General features: G+C 60.8%; 8 protein-coding genes and 1 pseudogene. 5 read left to right on the top strand and 4 right to left on the bottom strand.

Annotated features, from left to right (window positions below; all coding sequences use genetic code 11):
- Nucleotides 1–242: 242 nt before the first annotated feature.
- Nucleotides 243–5,783 carry a trifunctional serine/threonine-protein kinase/ATP-binding protein/sensor histidine kinase gene (locus FFM53_RS06505; RefSeq protein WP_138387774.1) on the bottom strand — a complete coding sequence of 1,847 codons (5,541 nt, stop codon included), beginning with the start codon at nucleotides 5,781–5,783 and terminating at the stop codon, nucleotides 243–245.
- Nucleotides 5,784–6,565: 782 nt separating this feature from the next.
- Entirely contained in the window at nucleotides 6,566–7,204 is a 639-nt protein-coding gene (locus FFM53_RS06500; RefSeq protein WP_138328566.1) for a response regulator transcription factor, read from the bottom strand.
- A gap of 373 nt (nucleotides 7,205–7,577) precedes the next feature.
- Here FFM53_RS06500 and FFM53_RS06495 point away from each other — a divergent pair, with 373 nt between their 5' ends.
- Nucleotides 7,578–7,973 carry a response regulator transcription factor gene (locus FFM53_RS06495; protein ID WP_138387773.1) on the top strand — a complete coding sequence of 132 codons (396 nt, stop codon included), beginning with the start codon at nucleotides 7,578–7,580 and terminating at the stop codon, nucleotides 7,971–7,973.
- Nucleotides 7,974–8,054: 81 nt separating this feature from the next.
- Here the strand turns inward: FFM53_RS06495 and FFM53_RS06490 are convergent, their stop codons facing one another.
- Entirely contained in the window at nucleotides 8,055–9,374 is a 1,320-nt protein-coding gene (locus tag FFM53_RS06490; RefSeq protein WP_138328564.1) for a glucoamylase family protein, read from the bottom strand.
- A 595-nt stretch (nucleotides 9,375–9,969) separates the two neighbouring features.
- Between FFM53_RS06490 and FFM53_RS06485 the strand changes: the two genes are divergently transcribed.
- Entirely contained in the window at nucleotides 9,970–10,194 is a 225-nt protein-coding gene (locus FFM53_RS06485) for a hypothetical protein (RefSeq protein ID WP_138328563.1), read from the top strand.
- A gap of 186 nt (nucleotides 10,195–10,380) precedes the next feature.
- On the opposite strand, the pseudogene FFM53_RS36230 reads toward FFM53_RS06485, so the two are convergent.
- A pseudogene (locus tag FFM53_RS36230) lies at nucleotides 10,381–11,049 on the bottom strand (TetR/AcrR family transcriptional regulator).
- A gap of 180 nt (nucleotides 11,050–11,229) precedes the next feature.
- Between FFM53_RS36230 and FFM53_RS06480 the strand changes: the two are divergent.
- From FFM53_RS06480 to FFM53_RS06470, 3 genes are read left to right on the top strand one after another with little or no spacing between them, the layout of a single operon-like run.
- On the top strand, nucleotides 11,230–12,294 hold the full coding sequence (locus FFM53_RS06480; protein WP_138387772.1) for an efflux RND transporter periplasmic adaptor subunit: 1,065 nt from the start codon (nucleotides 11,230–11,232) through the stop codon (nucleotides 12,292–12,294).
- A gap of 1 nt (nucleotide 12,295) precedes the next feature.
- Nucleotides 12,296–13,393, top strand: a complete 1,098-nt coding sequence (locus FFM53_RS06475) for an efflux RND transporter periplasmic adaptor subunit (protein WP_138387771.1) — start codon at nucleotides 12,296–12,298, stop codon at nucleotides 13,391–13,393.
- The gene (locus tag FFM53_RS06470) at nucleotides 13,390–16,443 is read left to right on the top strand and encodes an efflux RND transporter permease subunit (protein ID WP_138387770.1); all 3,054 of its coding nucleotides are present in this window, start codon (nucleotides 13,390–13,392) and stop codon (nucleotides 16,441–16,443) included. Before FFM53_RS06475 ends, FFM53_RS06470 begins: the two co-directional genes overlap by 4 nt.
- The last annotated feature ends 1 nt before the right edge of the window (nucleotide 16,444 follow it).

Here is a 16,444-nt window from a genome sequence, read left to right as displayed (position 1 = left end):
TGCGAACATGTTGATGCTCTCCATCGCGTCGTCCAGTTTCTTGTCGCGCGATTTCGCACCGCGATCCATGCGCTTGTTGCTTTCGCTACTGCCGCCCCATTGGCCCGATGACCGGGTCGTGAAGGTGAATTCAGCTTCGGCCGCACCTCAGTCGTCTCGTGATGGAGAAGGGGCCAGGCCGACGGCCTTCCCACCTCGCTGAGACCTGCACTGGCTGCGAGAGCTTCAGCCAGTTGTTGGTCCTATTGGTTTCCCAACATTGCCATTTGGTCGGCATGCGTTGCGCCAGCGGCTTCGTCTCGTTTGAGAGGCAGGGTGAACCGAAACACAGCCCCACGAGGTTCATTAGCGGTGGCCCACATCCGGCCCCCGTGAGCCTCGATGATCGAACTGCAGATCGCCAGGCCCATACCCATGCCGCTGGATTTGGTCGTGTAAAAGGCCTCAAAAAGACGGCCCATAGCCTGCTGGTCCAGGCCCGGACCCGAGTCGCGCACCCCGACGACCACGCCTCCCGAGGCCTCTGTCTCGGTGCTGATCAGCAACTCGCGCTCTTCCTCACCAACGCAGCTCATCGCCTCGATGGCGTTCATGATCAGGTTTAGGATCACCTGTTGCAGCTGGACGCGATCTCCTTGCACGGACGGGAGGCTCGTCGCGAATTCGGTCTGCAGCGTGACGCCTTGCCGGAGCACTTCACTGCCGGTCAAGGCAATCACGTGACGAATGGCTTCATTGAGGTCGAACTGCGCCTTGCGAGGGGGCTCCTTCTTAACCAAGGCACGGATCCGGCCAATGACATCGCCGGCTCGATTGGCGTTCTCGACGATCCGGGCGAGCGCCTGTGCCACCTCCTCCAGATTCGGCGGATGGCTACCGAGCCAGCGCAAGGCCGCCTGGGCGTTGGTGAGCGACGCGGCGAGCGGCTGATTGACTTCATGGGCGATGGAGGCCGTGAGCTGCCCCATTGTGGCGACGCGGTTTGCGTGGGCCAGTTGCGCCTGCGCCTCGCGCAAGGCTTCCTCGCTCTCCCGTAACGCCTCTTCGGCCCGCCGGCGCTCCGTCAAATCGAGGACGAAAGAGACACCTTCATTCCTGCTTTCTTCTAACAGTGCGCCGCCGATCAGCACGGGCAGACGGCTGCCATCTTTCCGAAAGTACTCTTTCTCGAACGGTTGGACTGCCCCGATCATCTTCAACTCTGCGACGGTCCGCGCGTCGCGGTCGCGCCATTCGACCGGCGTCAGGTCCGTCCAGCACAGCCGACCCGAGGCAAGATCCTCTCGGTCGTATCCCACCATGCGGAGGAACGCGTCGTTGGCCTCAAGAATGCGACCTTCGATATCCCAGATGACGATCCCGATGATGTTGGCCTTGACGAGGCGACGGATCTTGGCTTCGCGTTCAGCGAGATCGCGGTACAACCGGGTATTCTCCAGTGAGATCGCTGCCTGAGAGGCGAGCAGCTTCAGCACCGCGATCCGGGCCGGCGCGAAGACCCGAGGGGCGAGGTTGTTCTCAAGATAGAGTACCCCGGTCAGTTGGCCCTGATTGAACAACGGCACACAGAGAATGGAACGAGCATGGTGCTGACAAATATAGGGGTCCGCGGAAAATGGATTCTGAGCCGAGGCGTCGTCGAGAACTACGCTTTCGTTTGTGCGCAAGACATAATGAAGGAGCGATTGCGGCAGCGTGATCGCTGTCACGATCTCGTCACGCATCTGCACCACGACCGTTTCGCCGCCAGTCGTGGCCTCCGCCGTGACCCGTGACTCACCGTCACCCGGCAGGATCAACAGGCCGCGCTCGGCGCCCGCCTGCTCAAGGGCGGTGCGCAAGACCGTGTCGATCAGCTTTTGAAGGACAATCTCGCCCGACACGGCTTGCGAGATTTTGATAACGGTTGCGAGATCGAGTTGCTCGACCGGTGCACCAATGGTGCTTGTTGGAGCGGGAGCGCGTTCTTCCCCTCTCAGGTCAGGATAGAGTTGGTCGAGTTGCCGCACCTTGCCGTCGGCGCCCCAGCGCAGATAGCAGCCACGCGCGTTGCGGAGATAGAGACGAGTAAAGTCCTCGAAGCCTCCCTGCGCATAAAAGCGGGCGGCGAGTTCATATGCGAGGGCTTCATGATGAATGAAGCCGTTTGCGCGCGCCGAGCGGATCGCTTGTTCGTAAAGACGCACGGCATCGATTTCGCGGCCTTCAAGGCGTGCTATCTCGGCGCCGACCAGCGCGGCTCGGTTTTCGAAGTTCTCCGGGCAATTCTTCGCATAGATCTGAAGCTGTCGGTGGTGTGCAACCAGAGCCTCCATATGCCGCGCCCGCTGGTCAACCACAGCATAGTCGCAGCATGCGGCGCGGGCCAAGGCACCGTAGAAATGATGCTCCGGCGTTTCTTCGAAATGCGACACCGATGTCCATGGTAGCCTCTGCGCTCGCAATGACGCATCGACCGCCGCCTCATAGTCGCCCGCAAAGAACCGCGCTTGGAGTTTTCTGACAAAGTAGCAGGTTTCCGCAAGATTCGGATTTTCGGAAAACCGGCGTTCGGTCTCAAGTTCGTCAAATCCGTCGTCGTCAAAGGAGCCGAATTTCCGGGTCAACCCCCGCAGCGTCCGGACGAGCCCGAGCTGCGCGCTGGCGAGGTCTATGACGAACTGGAACCGCACCTTTTGCGCAAATGTGAGGCCAATCTCCGCTTGGCGTTGCACTTCCAGAAGCGGATCTCCCGCCGCCAGCAGGTTCGAATTCAAACTGGCATAGCTGTATCCGGCAAACGTGAGGTCGCCGCTCTGGTCGGCAATTTCAAGCGCTCGCCGCAACATGTCGCGGCCGATTCGGACATGTCTCGTCCACGGTATGACGTGAGCCGCGAAGTCTTTGTAAATCCTGGCCTGAAAGCGCTTCAGGTCGTGCTTTTCGACCAGTTGGCAGCCTAGCTGACCGAAGAGGTATCCGGCCTCATAGTCGCCGAAGCGCGGCCCGGCAATATAGCCAAGCGACACATACTGGTAGCAGGAGCCGTCGCTGTTGCCGCGCTCGAGGCTCCGATTCACGGCCAGGCAGATTGCCATGCATGCCAGGTTCGCGTCGGTATGCCATACCGCCCCAACGAGCCGGGTGAGAATATCCAGCGTCGCGGAGGATGCTGGGTCGCTCATCAACGGTAGATCAATGAGCTCAGTGATCGCGCGGCTCCCGAGTTGCGACCAGATCCGGTCGTATTCGCGCCGAACCTGCTCGTCGGGGGGATGCGGCGACCAGTCGATGCCGAGATACTGCCTCAGGTAGTCGAGACCGACTGCGGCGGAGCGACTGGTCTGACCGAGCGCAGCATAGAGATCGATGCGCAGGCAGGCGACAGAGGCCTGGTCGTCGGAGCAGGCAGCAAAATTGGAAAGCTCTGCTAACCGCTCCTCCGCGGCCGCCAGCGCGCCAAGGAGGAACTCGCATTCGGCTCGGTTCAGCTCAAGCGCGAACGCCAGTTGGTGCTGGCGCTCCCAGGCGTCTCCCGAAAGCAGTATCGTGCCGGCAACAAAATAGTTGAGCGCCGAGGCGTATGCCGTCGAGGCCTTGGCGCGCTTGCCGGCCAGCAGATTGAATTCGGCCAGTTGCTCGCGCTCCTCAGTTGAGGTGATCAGTGTGGCTCCGCGATTGAGCTGGCTGACAATCTCGAAAACGTAATCGTCAATCAGCTCCGGCGCAGTGTTCGCCGCAAGCAGTCTCCCTATACGAAGGTGCAACTCGCCGCGTCGCTCCTCCGGGATCAGCGAATATGCGGATTCCTGAACGCGATCGTGGACGAACCGGTAGGCGCCTGCCAGACGCTCGAGCAGTTCATGAGCGACGGCAGGCCACAGGGCCCCGGGGACTTGCTCCTCCGGGATCCCGAGCACGAGTGAAAGCATCCTGGTATTTGCGATGCTTCCAAGACAGGCGAACTGCTGCAACGCCTCCCGCGTATCGGGCGGCAGCCGCGCGAGCTTGCCGACCATGAGGTCCACGACGTTGTCGGTGTATCCCTTGGCATGAATGCGCTCGAGATCCCAGGACCAGGATGCCGCGTGATGATCGAAGGTGAGCATCCCCTCTTCGGCGAGCGAAAACAGGAACTGACGGACGAAGAACGGATTGCCGCCGGTCTTGTCGTGCATCATTTGTGCGAGCGGGGCTGCACGATCGGGCTGACAGTGGAGCGCATCCGCAATCAACTGCCGGAGATAGTCTTTAGTAAGCGGCGCAAGCGTGATCTCCGCGACCTTGCCGCCGGCGGTCTTGATCGCATCAAGCTTCCGCATCAGCGGATGGGCGGCGGTGACTTCGTTGTCGCGATAGGCGCCGATCAGCATGAGCTGCTGTGGATCCGACCGGGTCAGCAGATCCTCCAGCAGGTCGAGCGTCGCTGCGTCGAGCCATTGGAGATCGTCGAGGAACAGCGCCAGCGGATGTTCGGGTCGGGCAAAGACGCTGATGAACCGCCGGAGTGTCAGCTGGAATCGCCGTTGCGCGTCCTGTGGCGGAAGTTCAGCGACCGGCGGCTGGTCGCCGATGATGAGCTTCAGTTCGGGGACGAGATCGACCATCAGCTGTCCGTTCGGTCCCAGCGTCTCGCTCAGCGCCTCGCGCCACGTTGCCAAATCGGCCTCGCTCTTCGCGAGGAGCCCCTTGAGCAGGCCCTGAAAGGCCTGCGCCAGGGTCGCATAGGGGATGTCCTGCTTGTACTGATCGAATTTGCCTGACGCGAACAGCCCGCGCGGCGGCACCAGTACTTTGTGAAGTTCATTGACCACCGCCGACTTGCCGATGCCGGAATAGCCAGAGACCAGCACCAACTCCGGCGCCCCGCTCAACACCACGCGGTCGAAGGCAGTGAGCAAGGTCTCGACCTCGTGTTCCCGCCCGTATAGCTTCTCAGGAACCAGCAGGCGGTCCGGGATATCGCGTTCGCCGAGTGGGAATGCGTCAATCCGGCACTGGATTTCCCATTGGCTGAGACAGTGGCTCAGATCGTGCTCGACGCCGCCTGCCGTCTGGTATCGTTCCTCGGCCGTCTTGGCGAGCAGCTTCATGACGATGGCCGAGACTGCCGGCGAAACATTCGCTGCCCGCTCGTTGGGCGGCACCGGCTGCCGTGCAATGTGGCAATGCACCCATTCCATCGGGTCGGAAGCGGCGAAGGGCAGGCTCCCGGTCAGCATTTCGTAGAGGGTCACGCCGAGTGCATAAAGGTCGCTGCGGGAGTCGATCGAGCGGTTCATGCGCCCGGTCTGCTCCGGGGCCATATAGGCAAGCGTTCCGGCGACCACTTCGGGCGGCTCGGGCGCCTGCCGCTCGCGGGAGAGGCGCGAGGCGATGCCGAAGCCGGTGAGCCGCACCTCGGCGCTCCTGTCCGTTACCAGAATATTGGCTGGTTTGATGTCCTTGTGGACGAGGCCGCGCTGGTGGGCCTTGCCGAGCGCAGCGGCGATGCCGATCGCGAGGCGCAAGAAAAGCTTGGTTTCCATTGCCGTTCCGAGTCGCCGGGCGAGCGGCTCGCTGCCCGGATCTTCAAGCACCAGCATGGTCCGGCTGCCTTCGTGCACCAACTCAAGCGGTCGCACCGCCCATGCGCCATCGAGCTCATCCTTCAATCCGTATTCATGCTCGAGGCGGCCGAGGCTTGAAGGTGTCGGGTACTCAAGGGCCGAAAGCACGACCAGGACCTGGTTCCACTTGCCGTCGGAACCCCGGCGCCGTTCCCGGCGGAACACGCGATCACCGTCCTCCCAAAGAACCTCCAAACTGCAAATCTCCACCGACGCCGAATAAAGAGGATGTGCCTACCTGACGACTTCGTCAGCCTGTCGCATCTGGTACTGCCACTTTCGTTTCGGAGATCCGTCCGATCAAATTGGCCACAGAGAGCACAGATGACGAACCGCAACCACTTCCCCACCTTCTTACCACATCTCGCCTGTTCGTCCCAACAACGAGCGGCCATCACCCGCCCGTTCGATACGTGGTCCACCTCTACGAAAGACCGCCCAGCGGCTGCTGGGCGGTCGGGCGGGTCGTGGACCCGCAGAGCTTCGGATGGAGGAGCGCCGAAGCTTGGTGGTAGCAACGGGGGGATTCGCCACCTGTCTCGCGAGGCAACGAGTGGAGCCTAGCGATGGAAGGGACGACGGGAAATTATACTATGGTTTCGTTTTTGCGATACCTTGGAATACCGGCGCCGATACCCATCATCGAACTTCTGCTCAGGGAGTCTTGTCGGCGAAGTCATCCTGGGCCCCAACAATAACTGGGGCGATGGTCTGAGCTACTCCACCGCGCGCACGGTCGTGCCGTCAGTTGCGATCCGTTGTCGGTGTTGGCGTCGAAAGTGTCTTGCGGGGACTGAGGCCAAAAAGAAGCCTCCCGCGGGGTGGGAGGCCAAGGCGGGCCGATCGGTGGCGATCCGGCCTGGGAGGAGGGAAAGGAACGCGCACCATAGAGCAGGGCTCCCGCCCGGGGCTATTGGCCACCCGGAAGGATCGATTACCAATGAGGAGGGGGTGACCTATACGCGCCGCCAAGACCTTTATGAGTGCGTTTGCGGCTTTCCCGACGCAAGCATCAGCTTGTCAGCCATACGCGCGAGCTCGGGCAGGGATCTGGTGCCCATCTTCTGCATGACCTGGCTGCGGTGAACCTTCACGGTAATCTCGCTCACGCCTAGATCGCCGGCAATCTGCTTGTTGAGCCGTCCGGTCACTACCAAAGCCATCACCTCGCGCTCCCGCGGGGTCAGGCTATCGAAACGCGCGCGCACCGTCGCCAATGCCTTTTCATTTTCAAGCCACACGCGGTCGCGCGCCAGGCCGACGTGAACGGCGTCGAGCAAATCCTGGTCTCGGAACGGTTTCGTCAGGAATTCGACCGCGCCCCCTTTCATCGCCTGGACAGACATGGGAATGTCGCCGTGCCCGGTGATGAAGACGATCGGTAGCTGAATATTTTCTCGCGACAGCTCGAGCTGAAAATCAAGACCGCTTTGTCCCGGAAGCCGGACATCGAGCACGAGACAGGTCGGTCCGTTGGGTCGCCCAGACCTGAGGAAGTCGCCCACCGAAGCGAGGAGATTGACGGCAAAGCCGACGGAACGCAGCAGACTGCCCAGCGCCTCGCGGATTTCCGGGTCATCATCGATGACAATGATGGTTGCTGGCGCCTCGGTCAAATGTCAGAGCCCCCAAGGTGAATCGGCGTTTTGGGATATATACTATCCACCCCCACTGCAGCAGCAGCCCACCCAGCAGAGCGCCAGTCACGCGATGAGAACACTCCTCCTGTCTCCCTCGCTAGTGCCGAAACGGGTTTCTTTCGCACACCAGAATGCGCGATAATTACCTCGGCCACAAGGCTAGATGCGGGCGGCCCATGTTCCGGGCGCTCTTGGCCAAATGTCCCGTTCGTTGCAGCAAGTCTTAGACAATCTATACGATCGTATAGCTTGCGATGCCTTTGTCGCCGTTAGATACTAAATCCATCCAGCCAAGCGCGCCACAACGCTAATTCGGCACGACGCCGATCGGCGAAGTCGGGAGGCGGCAGTGCCAACCAAGAAACCTCTGATTGCGATCGTCGACGACGACGAGTCGATGCGGGAGGCTATCAAGGGGCTCATGAGGTCGATGGGATTTGATGCCGAGACCTTTTCATCCGCGGATGATTTCTTGAGATTCCCTCATATCCGCCGCACGGCCTGCCTCGTGACGGACGTCAATATGCCCGGAATGAGTGGGCTCGATCTGCACCGCCGGCTCGTGGCGCTGGGCAAGAGCATTCCGACCGTTCTGATCACCGCTTTTCCGGAAAAGAATGTGCGCGCGTCTGCGTTGGGCGCGGACATCGTCGGCTGCCTGACAAAACCGTTTGGCGAACAGGTTTTGCTTGATTGCATCCGTTCTGCGCTGGCTCTCAGTAGCGAGGGCGAAAGCGGTTCATGAGGTTGCAAGACCCTTCCTGGGCAAAGGGGCGGTACCAACTCGGCGGGCGCGGGGAGCGCCAGGGATCGCAGCGCATTCAATCTAAAGCCACCCTCCTGAAAATCCCGCGCGACGCAATCCGATCACCAGGGGCTTGCATCGACGCATGATGTTCCAGAGCAAACCGGTCCGGTAGTTTTCGATCATCAGCACCACCGGACCTTGGTCAATGCCAAAGTGATAGGGACTTACCCACCATCCGGTGGGACTGTTTTCCACGGCATAGGTCTGGTTGAACGACGGTTTGAAACCGTAAAGCCGCGTCATGCCGAGCTTCATTCGCGCAAAGTTGAGGACTGTCGGTACGACGATCTCCGGCGCGAACGGCAGCGAGGCGACAACGACCCATGGCGCGACGGTGCCATCGTCAGGTCCGAAGGGCGCGCCTCGGGCGTTGTAGTCGAAGAACTCCCGATCGACGCCATTGATCGCCCGCTTACCCCAACCTGGTCCGTCGCAGGCAGTAAACCCCCAACAATATTCCCCGTAACCTGCAAAACCCATTGGGTTGCGAATTGCGTATTCCTGCTGCACGAACGATGCCTGCCGGCTGTTTTCAAAGTAGTCGCTGTGGTGCTGGCGCATGAACTCGTCACGAATGCCTCGAAAGTCTACCCACATGTGCGACAACTGGTGGGTAAAAAGCGGCCCCGAATAAAGCAATTCGCGACCATAGATGTTTCTCCATTCATAGCTCGCGGTGTAGGCGGCGTAACTCTCCGGTGGCAATGGATGGGTTGGCGATCCCAGCCCGAGAATGTACAGCAGCAGACCCTCATCGTAACCGCGCCAGCGATAAGGAATAAACCCGCTTTCCGGGTGCCAGCCATGCGTCAAGGTGGGGCCGCCATCGCAAGCCCAGATCCAGTCGGCTCGCTCGTAAAGCGCCGTCGCAAGCTGGCGGATTTCTGCCTCGTCGGCCGTATCGCCATCAAAATAGGTCGCCGCGGTCAGGGCGCCGGCGAATAGGAAAGCCGAATCGATAGTGGACAATTCGCATTGCCAGGCCCGGCGGCCCGTTTCGATGTCCAGAAAATGATAGAAAAAGCCCCTGTGCCCGGATGCATCGGGCTCCGGCCCCTGCGGGCATTCCATCAAAAACCGCAATCGCTTGCGGGTGATCTTTGCAGCAAATTCGCGAATGATTACCCCACGCTCGACAACAACGGGAATTGTCGCCAGAGCCATGCCAATTGCCGCGATGCTTGCCGGGGCATTCGGTTCGGTTTTGTCGCGAACCAGACCGTTGTCCGGGTTCGTGCATTGGAGATAGTATAGCAAGGTGGTGAATTGCAGCCGCCCCAGATCCTGGTCGGTTGGCAAACGGTCGAGCGAGCGGTCGGTCGATACGATGTCGGACATTTGGTAACCAATGACGATGCGGATGTCGCGCGCGTCCCTCTTCACCAACCGGCATATTTTACGTCTGCCGTCGGTTTTCGTCCAGTATCACGGCGTGCACTCCTCGACCTGAGTCCCTCTAGTTATGGAAACCGATCCAGGACTCGCCAATCCATCTTTGTGTAGAAAGCTGATAAGCCGACTAACCGGCGGGAACTCAAGTCCGCAGTGCCTCCGCTCCTGGACAAGAACTGGCGCGGATTGGCCGAAATCGTTGCAAATGACTTCAGCTCATCAAAACACTCCCACCGTTGCCTTTTGCGCCGACTTTGACCTTCCCAATCCTATCAGCCGAGTCTTCACACTCGAATTGCCACTGCGATCCGCCGCGAGAGCCTCGTGGGATAAAGCTTCCTGCACATCTGTAATTTCCCAACCGAGGAGGTTTAAGGACGATAGACTCCGGAATCTTATGGAGCGGGCTAAACCAATGGAGGAAATGAGCATGCCTAGAATTCAGAAAGCCTTCCCTGAGTATAATGGACCGAGACCGCGCCTGGGACTAGCCTCAAAGGTGCCAACTGAAGGGAATGCCCGCAACCAGAGGAAGCACAGTATGACTGATACGCTGGAGCAGAATGATCCTGCCATCGAAGAACTGATGAAAGACGCAATAACCAGTTACATGCTGGATAGTTTCGACGTCGAGGATCGGTTGAAGGCAGCCGTCCAGAAGATCGCCGTGGAACTGCTTGCTGAAGAGTTGGCTGCTCTGAGGGAGAAGGTTGCGAAGGCCAAGTCGTCGTATATCCAGGTCGGAGATGTGCTGACCGCGGCTTAGGCTAAGGTCGGTCGGATATTCCCAACCTCGGGCAGGGGAGGCGTTCTGCGAGCGGTGCACCCCAATCCTCGCTATTTTTGATTTGAGTGCGGAAATCACCCGCACGGTCGCCAGCAAAACATCAGCCCCAATGCAAGCATCTTGCCAAATGTCAGCAGGCCCGCCGGGCGCGAGGCTCGGGACGTTTTAGTAGACAGGCCGAGGTCCTACCCACACTCCTGGTGGTATAGCGGGGATACTATTCGCCAGTCTGTCGAGCATGCTTTGCAAGACGCTCTCCGTCAGCGCCTTCGTCTTGTCGCTGGGCCGACGAGGCGGTCCATCTGCAGCAACTGAGACCATGCATTTGCGACCAGAAAAATAGAATGGCACCGTCAAAGTTACGTGTATTTGCGGCCGTGTCCGGAATGGGCCGCCCGAGCGCGCCGTCGCTTATCGCATTCACCAAAAGCGCTCTTATGTTCTCTGCCGCAGTTCTTTCGACAGCAGGGGCCCGTTGTCCTGACCGGCGAGATAGCCTTTGAACACAATCTGTAGAGCGCAGGATTGTTGACGCCGCCGCCGACGTGGACCCGCCCTATAGCTGCCAGCCGCTCGCGCGGACCGTCGAGTCCTTCGTCGCGTCGCTCATTTGCTTCGCAAGGAGCTCAAATCCAACCGCCCAGACGGCGGCCAGCAATACCCGCTTGTCGGCGTGTTTGTATGGGGCGTTGTGACTGACGCCCGCGCGTCGGGCGAGCTCCCGAAGTGAATCTGGGACTCGCTGAGGACATCGAGTGCGGCCTCGACGAACGCCCTGTGCAGGTCACCATGGTGATACGGGCGCGGCTCTGTCGTGGAAATGTCTTGGGTCATATTTGTCCATTTAAGTTTTAAGTTGCTCGTGTCAACATTCTTGCCTGTCGTATGTTGACAGCGCCCACTTTTGCCTTTAAGTGGGCGTTGTCAACATCGGGCGATGGCCTGTTACACGCAGCAGATCGAAGCTGGCCGATCAACAACGCGGCTCTCTTCGCAACCTTACCGGAGCAAAAAATGCAGTCCTTTCGATTGCTGGGAATTGGTCTCGCCTGCGCAGTTCTGGCTGCCTGCGAAGAAAAAGCTGAAGTTGCGCCGCCGCCGCAGCAGGTCCGCGTCGTTGCGGCCGCCGAGGCTCAGTATCAATCGGGTGCGGAAATCACCGGCGAGGTGAAGGCAAGGGTTCAGACCGAACTCTCCTTTCGCGTCAGCGGCCGGGTTCTTGAGAGAAGGGTCGACGTCGGATCGCATGTCCACGCCGGCGACGTGCTTGCCCGGCTCAACGACACGGAACAGCAGGCGGACGTCAGCGTCGCCCGCGCCGCGCTGGAGTCGGCGCAGGCCGTCGCCAGACAGAAGACACTCGCCTTCGACCGGGCGAAGTCGCTCCTGCAGTCGCAGGCTGTTCCGCGGGCGGTCTTTGACGATGCACAGAAGGAGCTGCTGAGTGCGCAGGCTTCCCTCGAGGCCGCCGAGGCCGCGCTCGCGACGGCCGAGGACGCGCTGTCCTACACCGAGTTGAAAGCGGCTGCAGACGGCATCGTCACGGCGCGCGGCATCGAAGCCGGGCAGGTGGTGTCAGCAGCGCAGTCGGCCTTCACGCTCGCTCATGACGGACCGCGGGATGCGGTGTTCGACGTCTTCGAGGCCTTCTTTCTGGATGGCCGGCCGCTGAACGACGTTGAGGTCGCACCGGTGTCGGACCCCTCGCGCGACGTTCATGCCAGCATACGCGAGGTTTCGCCCGTCATTGACGCGAAGGCAGGCACGATCCGGATCAAGGTGGGGCTCCAGGAGGGCGCGCCATGGCCACTCGGAACGCCTGTCGTGGGCAAGCTGCGCGCCTCGCCGCGCGACGGAATCGTGCTGCCCTATACCGCGATCGCATCAGCCGAAGGCGAACTCGCCGTGTGGCTCGTCAACACCCAAAACCATTCCGTTTCGCTTCGGAAGATTTCGGTCGACCGATACCGTCAGAGCGATTTCGTCGTCACTGGCGGCGTCGCCGCACAAGACCTGATCGTCACCGAAGGCGGAAAATTCCTCAAGGAAGGCCAGGCAGTCGCCTGGGAAGGCAAGTGAGATGACCCTCAATCGCATATGTACCTCTCTCCCGCTTCTTCTGTCAGTGTCGCTGCTTGCAGGCTGCGATCAGAACTCCGTCGCAGGGGAGGCGGCGGCTCCCCGTCCTGTCAAAGTCGTCACGGCTGCGGCCGAACAGGGCAAAATCGCAACCTCGCCCGGCGTGGTGCGGGCCCGCATCGAGACCGACCTGGCGTTTCGGACGCTCGGGCGAATGGTCTCTCGCAAGGTCGATGTCGGCGATCTGGTGCACAAGGGCGATGTCCTAGCGGAAATCGATCCTCTCACTCTGCAGCTCGCAGTCAGGAGCGCGGAAGCCGAACTGCGCAACGCCCAGGCGCAGTTGGAGAACGCCGCGACGACGGAAACCCGCAAGCGAAGGCTCGTTCAGAGCAATGCGGCGAGCGTTGCCGATCACGATCTTGCCGAACAGCAGCTCAAGTCGGCTACCGCCAATGTCGCGAAAGCGACGGCCAGCCTTGCGAAGGCGAATGAGCAGCTCGGCTACGCCGAGCTGAGGGCCGAGTTCGACGGCGTCGTGACCGCCACGTCCGCAGAAATGGGCCAGACCGTTTCGGCCGGCCAACCGGTCTTGAAACTGGCACGCCTCGAGCAGCGCGACGTGGTGGTCGACGTGCCGGAGGCGCAGTTCAGTCGCGTTCGCCTGAACGACCGCTTCAACGTCGCCCTCCAGCTCGACAGCAGGATCCAGGCCACGGGCGTCGTTCGCGAGATCGCACCGCAGGCCGATCCCAATACCCGCACCTATCGGCTGAAGATCGGGATCGATCAGGCGCCGGACATCTTCCGCCTCGGCGCCGTAGTCACCGTTACGCCGCTTGTCGGAGAAAGGAAGCAGGCGATCGCGCTGCCGCTCTCCGCCATCCGTCATAAAGACGGTGCCAGCCAGGTATGGGTGGTGGATCGCTCCACGGCCCAGGTCGTCCTGAGGCCGGTTGAACTGGAAGGTCCGGCGTCCGCCCCCCGTTCAGTCCTGGTTCAAGCGGGCCTGCGGGAAGGGGAAGAGATCGTCATCGCCGGAGTTGATGAACTCACTGATGGACAGAAAGTGCAACTCGGACAGGAGCCACGCCCGTGAATAAATTCAACCTTTCTGACTGGGCGCTCGAGCATCGTTCGCTTGTCTGGTACTTCATGATCATGTTCGCGGTGGCGGGCGCCTTTGCCTATCTTGGGCTCGGCCGCGAGGAGGATCCATCCTTCACGATCAAGACGATGGTGATCCAGGCCCAATGGCCAGGCGCTTCTGCCCAGGAGGTGACGCAGCAGGTTACCGACCGCATCGAAAAGAAGCTCCAGGAGCTCGACAAGCTGGAACATACCCGCAGCATTACGACTGCCGGGCAAACGATCGTCTTCGTCGATTTGCTGCCGGATACAATCGCGCGGGACGTAAAGCCCACCTGGTCGCGCGTCCGCAACCTGATTGACGATATCAAGAACGAATTCCCCCAAGGCGTCGTCGGCCCCTTCTTCGATGACCAGTTCGGCGATGTCTATGGCAACATCTTCGCCTTCACCGGCGACAGCGGACTTAGCCAGAGGGAACTGCGCGACTTCGCCGAGAATGCCCGGACGCAGATCCTCAACATCCCCGACGTCGGCAAGGTCGATATTGTCGGCGCGCAGGACGAGGTGATCTACCTCGAATTCTCCACCCGCAAGATCGCCGCCCTCGGCATCGACCGCTCCGCCATCATTGCCACGCTGCAAGCGCAGAACGCCGTCACCCAGTCCGGCTTTGTCGAAACCGGACCGGAGCGGGTCGCCTTGCGGGTCGGCGGGCGCTTCATCTCCGAGGACACCTTGCGTGGGATCAATCTTCGGGTAAACGACCGCTTCTTCCCGCTGACCGACGTCGCCACGATCACCCGCGGCTATGTCGACCCGCCGACGTCGCTCTTCCGCTTCAACGGAAAGCCTGCCATTGGGCTCGCGATCGGTATGAAGACGGGCGGCAATGTGCTTGCCTTCGGCGAATCGCTTGACAAGACGATGAGCAAAATCACCCAGGAGCTTCCGGTCGGCGTCTCGGTCGAACAGGTGTCCGACCAACCAAAGGTGGTTGAGGAGGCAGTCGGCGGCTTCACAAAAGCTCTGTTCGAGGCGGTCGCGATCGTGCTCGCGATCAGCTTCATCAGTCTGGGGATGAGGGCCGGCCTGGTGGTGGCAATCGCGATCCCGCTCGTTCTCGCCATCACCTTCATGGTCATGTTCTACACCGGCATCTCGCTGCAGCGCATCTCGCTCGGAGCGCTGATCATCGCGCTCGGCCTCCTTGTCGACGACGCCATGATCGCCGTCGAGATGATGGTTGCACGGCTGGAAACGGGCGACAGTCTCACGAAAGCCGCCACCTACGTCTACACATCCACGGCCTTCCCGATGCTGACGGGCACGCTCGTCACCGTCGCGGGTTTCATCCCCGTCGCTTTTAACAAGAGCAACGCCGGCGAGTTCACCTTCTCGCTCTTTGTGGTCATAGCGGTTTCCCTCGTCGTTTCGTGGGTGGTCGCGGTGGTGTTCACGCCCCTGATCGGGGTGACCATTCTACCGAAGACGATGAAGAAGCACGCCGAGCACAAGGGCCGTTTTGCCAAGATTTTTTCCAGCCTGCTGCAATTCTGCCTGCGCTGGCGCTGGATGACGATCATCGCAGCAGTCCTACTCTTCGCTGGATCGATCGCCGGCCTGTCGATGGTGCAGCAGCAGTTCTTCCCGAGCTCCGACCGTCCGGAACTGATCGTCGACTGGAACCTGCCGCAGAACAGTTCGATCGCCGAAACGAGCCGCCAGATGGCCCAGTTCGAGCGTGCGATGCTGACTGGCAACGCTGGCGTCGAACATTGGTCGACATACGTTGGCAGGGGTGCGCCGCGCTTCGTTCTGTCCTTCGACGTGCAGCCGGCTGACGTTTCTTTCGGCCAGACGGTCGTTGTCACCAAGGACCTCGACATCAGGGACAAGCTGAAGCAGCAGATGGAGGTCTACCTTCAGAAGACGTTTCCGGGAACGGACGCTTACGTGAAGCTTCTGGACATCGGGCCTCCGGTTGGCAAGCCGATCCAGTACCGAGTGTCCGGCGAAAATCTGCAGACGGTGCGCGACCTGGCACAGAAATTGGGCTCGATCGTCGGCACCTATCCTTCCCTCCGGAACATCGCCTTCGACTGGAATGAGCCGGCCCGTGTCGTGAAGATAGACGTGCTGCAGGACAAGGCCCGACAGCTCGGCGTCTCGTCTCAGGACATCGCAATGGCGCTCAACACCGTCGTACAAGGCAATGCCGTAACGCAGGTTCGGGACGACATCTATCTGGTCGATGTCATTGGCCGTGCCGCGGAAAAGGAGCGCGGCTCGATCGACACCCTGCTTGACCTGCAACTGCAGAGCAGCAACGGTCAATCCGTCCCGCTGTCATCCGTCGCAACCTTCCATTATGAGCTTGAACAGCCGACGATCTGGCGGCGCGACAGAATTCCGACCATCACGATCAAGGCCGGGATCGGCGATGCGACGCAGCCGGCGACCGTTGTGAAGGCGCTCTCCGACAAGGTTTCGGCTTTCGAAAAGACGATGCCGGCCGGGTATTCCGTGAAGGTCGGCGGCGCAGTCGAGGAAAGCGCCAAATCGCAGGGTCCGATCGCCAAGGTGGCGCCGGCTATGTTCGTCATCATGGCGACGCTGCTGATGATCCAACTTCAGAGCTTCCACCGGCTGTTCCTGGTCTTCTCGGTAGCGCCGCTGGCCCTCATCGGCGTCGTCGTGGCGCTGCTCGCCAGCAACTCGCCGCTTGGGTTCGTCGCGCTCCTGGGCGTGCTCGCGCTGGTCGGAATTCTCATCCGCAACTCCGTGATCCTGATCGTGCAGATCGAGGAGTTGCGCGCAGAGGGAATATCGGCGTGGAAGGCGGTGGTGGAGGCGACCGAGCACCGCATGCGGCCGATCATGCTCACTGCTGCGGCCGCAACCCTGGCCCTGATCCCGATCTCGCATGAAATTTTCTGGGGTCCCATGGCCTACGCGATGATGGGCGGGATTGTCGTCGGAACGGCGCTGACACTTCTCTTCCTGCCGGCGCTCTACGTCGCCTGGTTCCGGATTCCTCGCGAAGTCGAGCAGAACTGAG

The sequence above is a fragment of the Rhizobium indicum genome (assembly GCF_005862305.2).
In the GTDB taxonomy this organism is placed as follows: domain Bacteria; phylum Pseudomonadota; class Alphaproteobacteria; order Rhizobiales; family Rhizobiaceae; genus Rhizobium; species Rhizobium indicum.
This window is presented reverse-complemented; position numbering and strand designations above follow the sequence as displayed.

Excerpts from the sequence above, each read along its gene's own strand:
- FFM53_RS06475 (WP_138387771.1), top strand. The coding sequence starts at position 12,296 with ATGACCCTCAATCGCATATGTACCTCTCTCCCGCTTCTTCTGTCAGTG.
- FFM53_RS06490 (WP_138328564.1), bottom strand. The coding sequence starts at position 9,374 with ATGTCCGACATCGTATCGACCGACCGCTCGCTCGACCGTTTGCCAACC.
- FFM53_RS06485 (WP_138328563.1), top strand. The coding sequence starts at position 9,970 with ATGACTGATACGCTGGAGCAGAATGATCCTGCCATCGAAGAACTGATG.
- FFM53_RS06480 (WP_138387772.1), top strand. The coding sequence starts at position 11,230 with ATGCAGTCCTTTCGATTGCTGGGAATTGGTCTCGCCTGCGCAGTTCTG.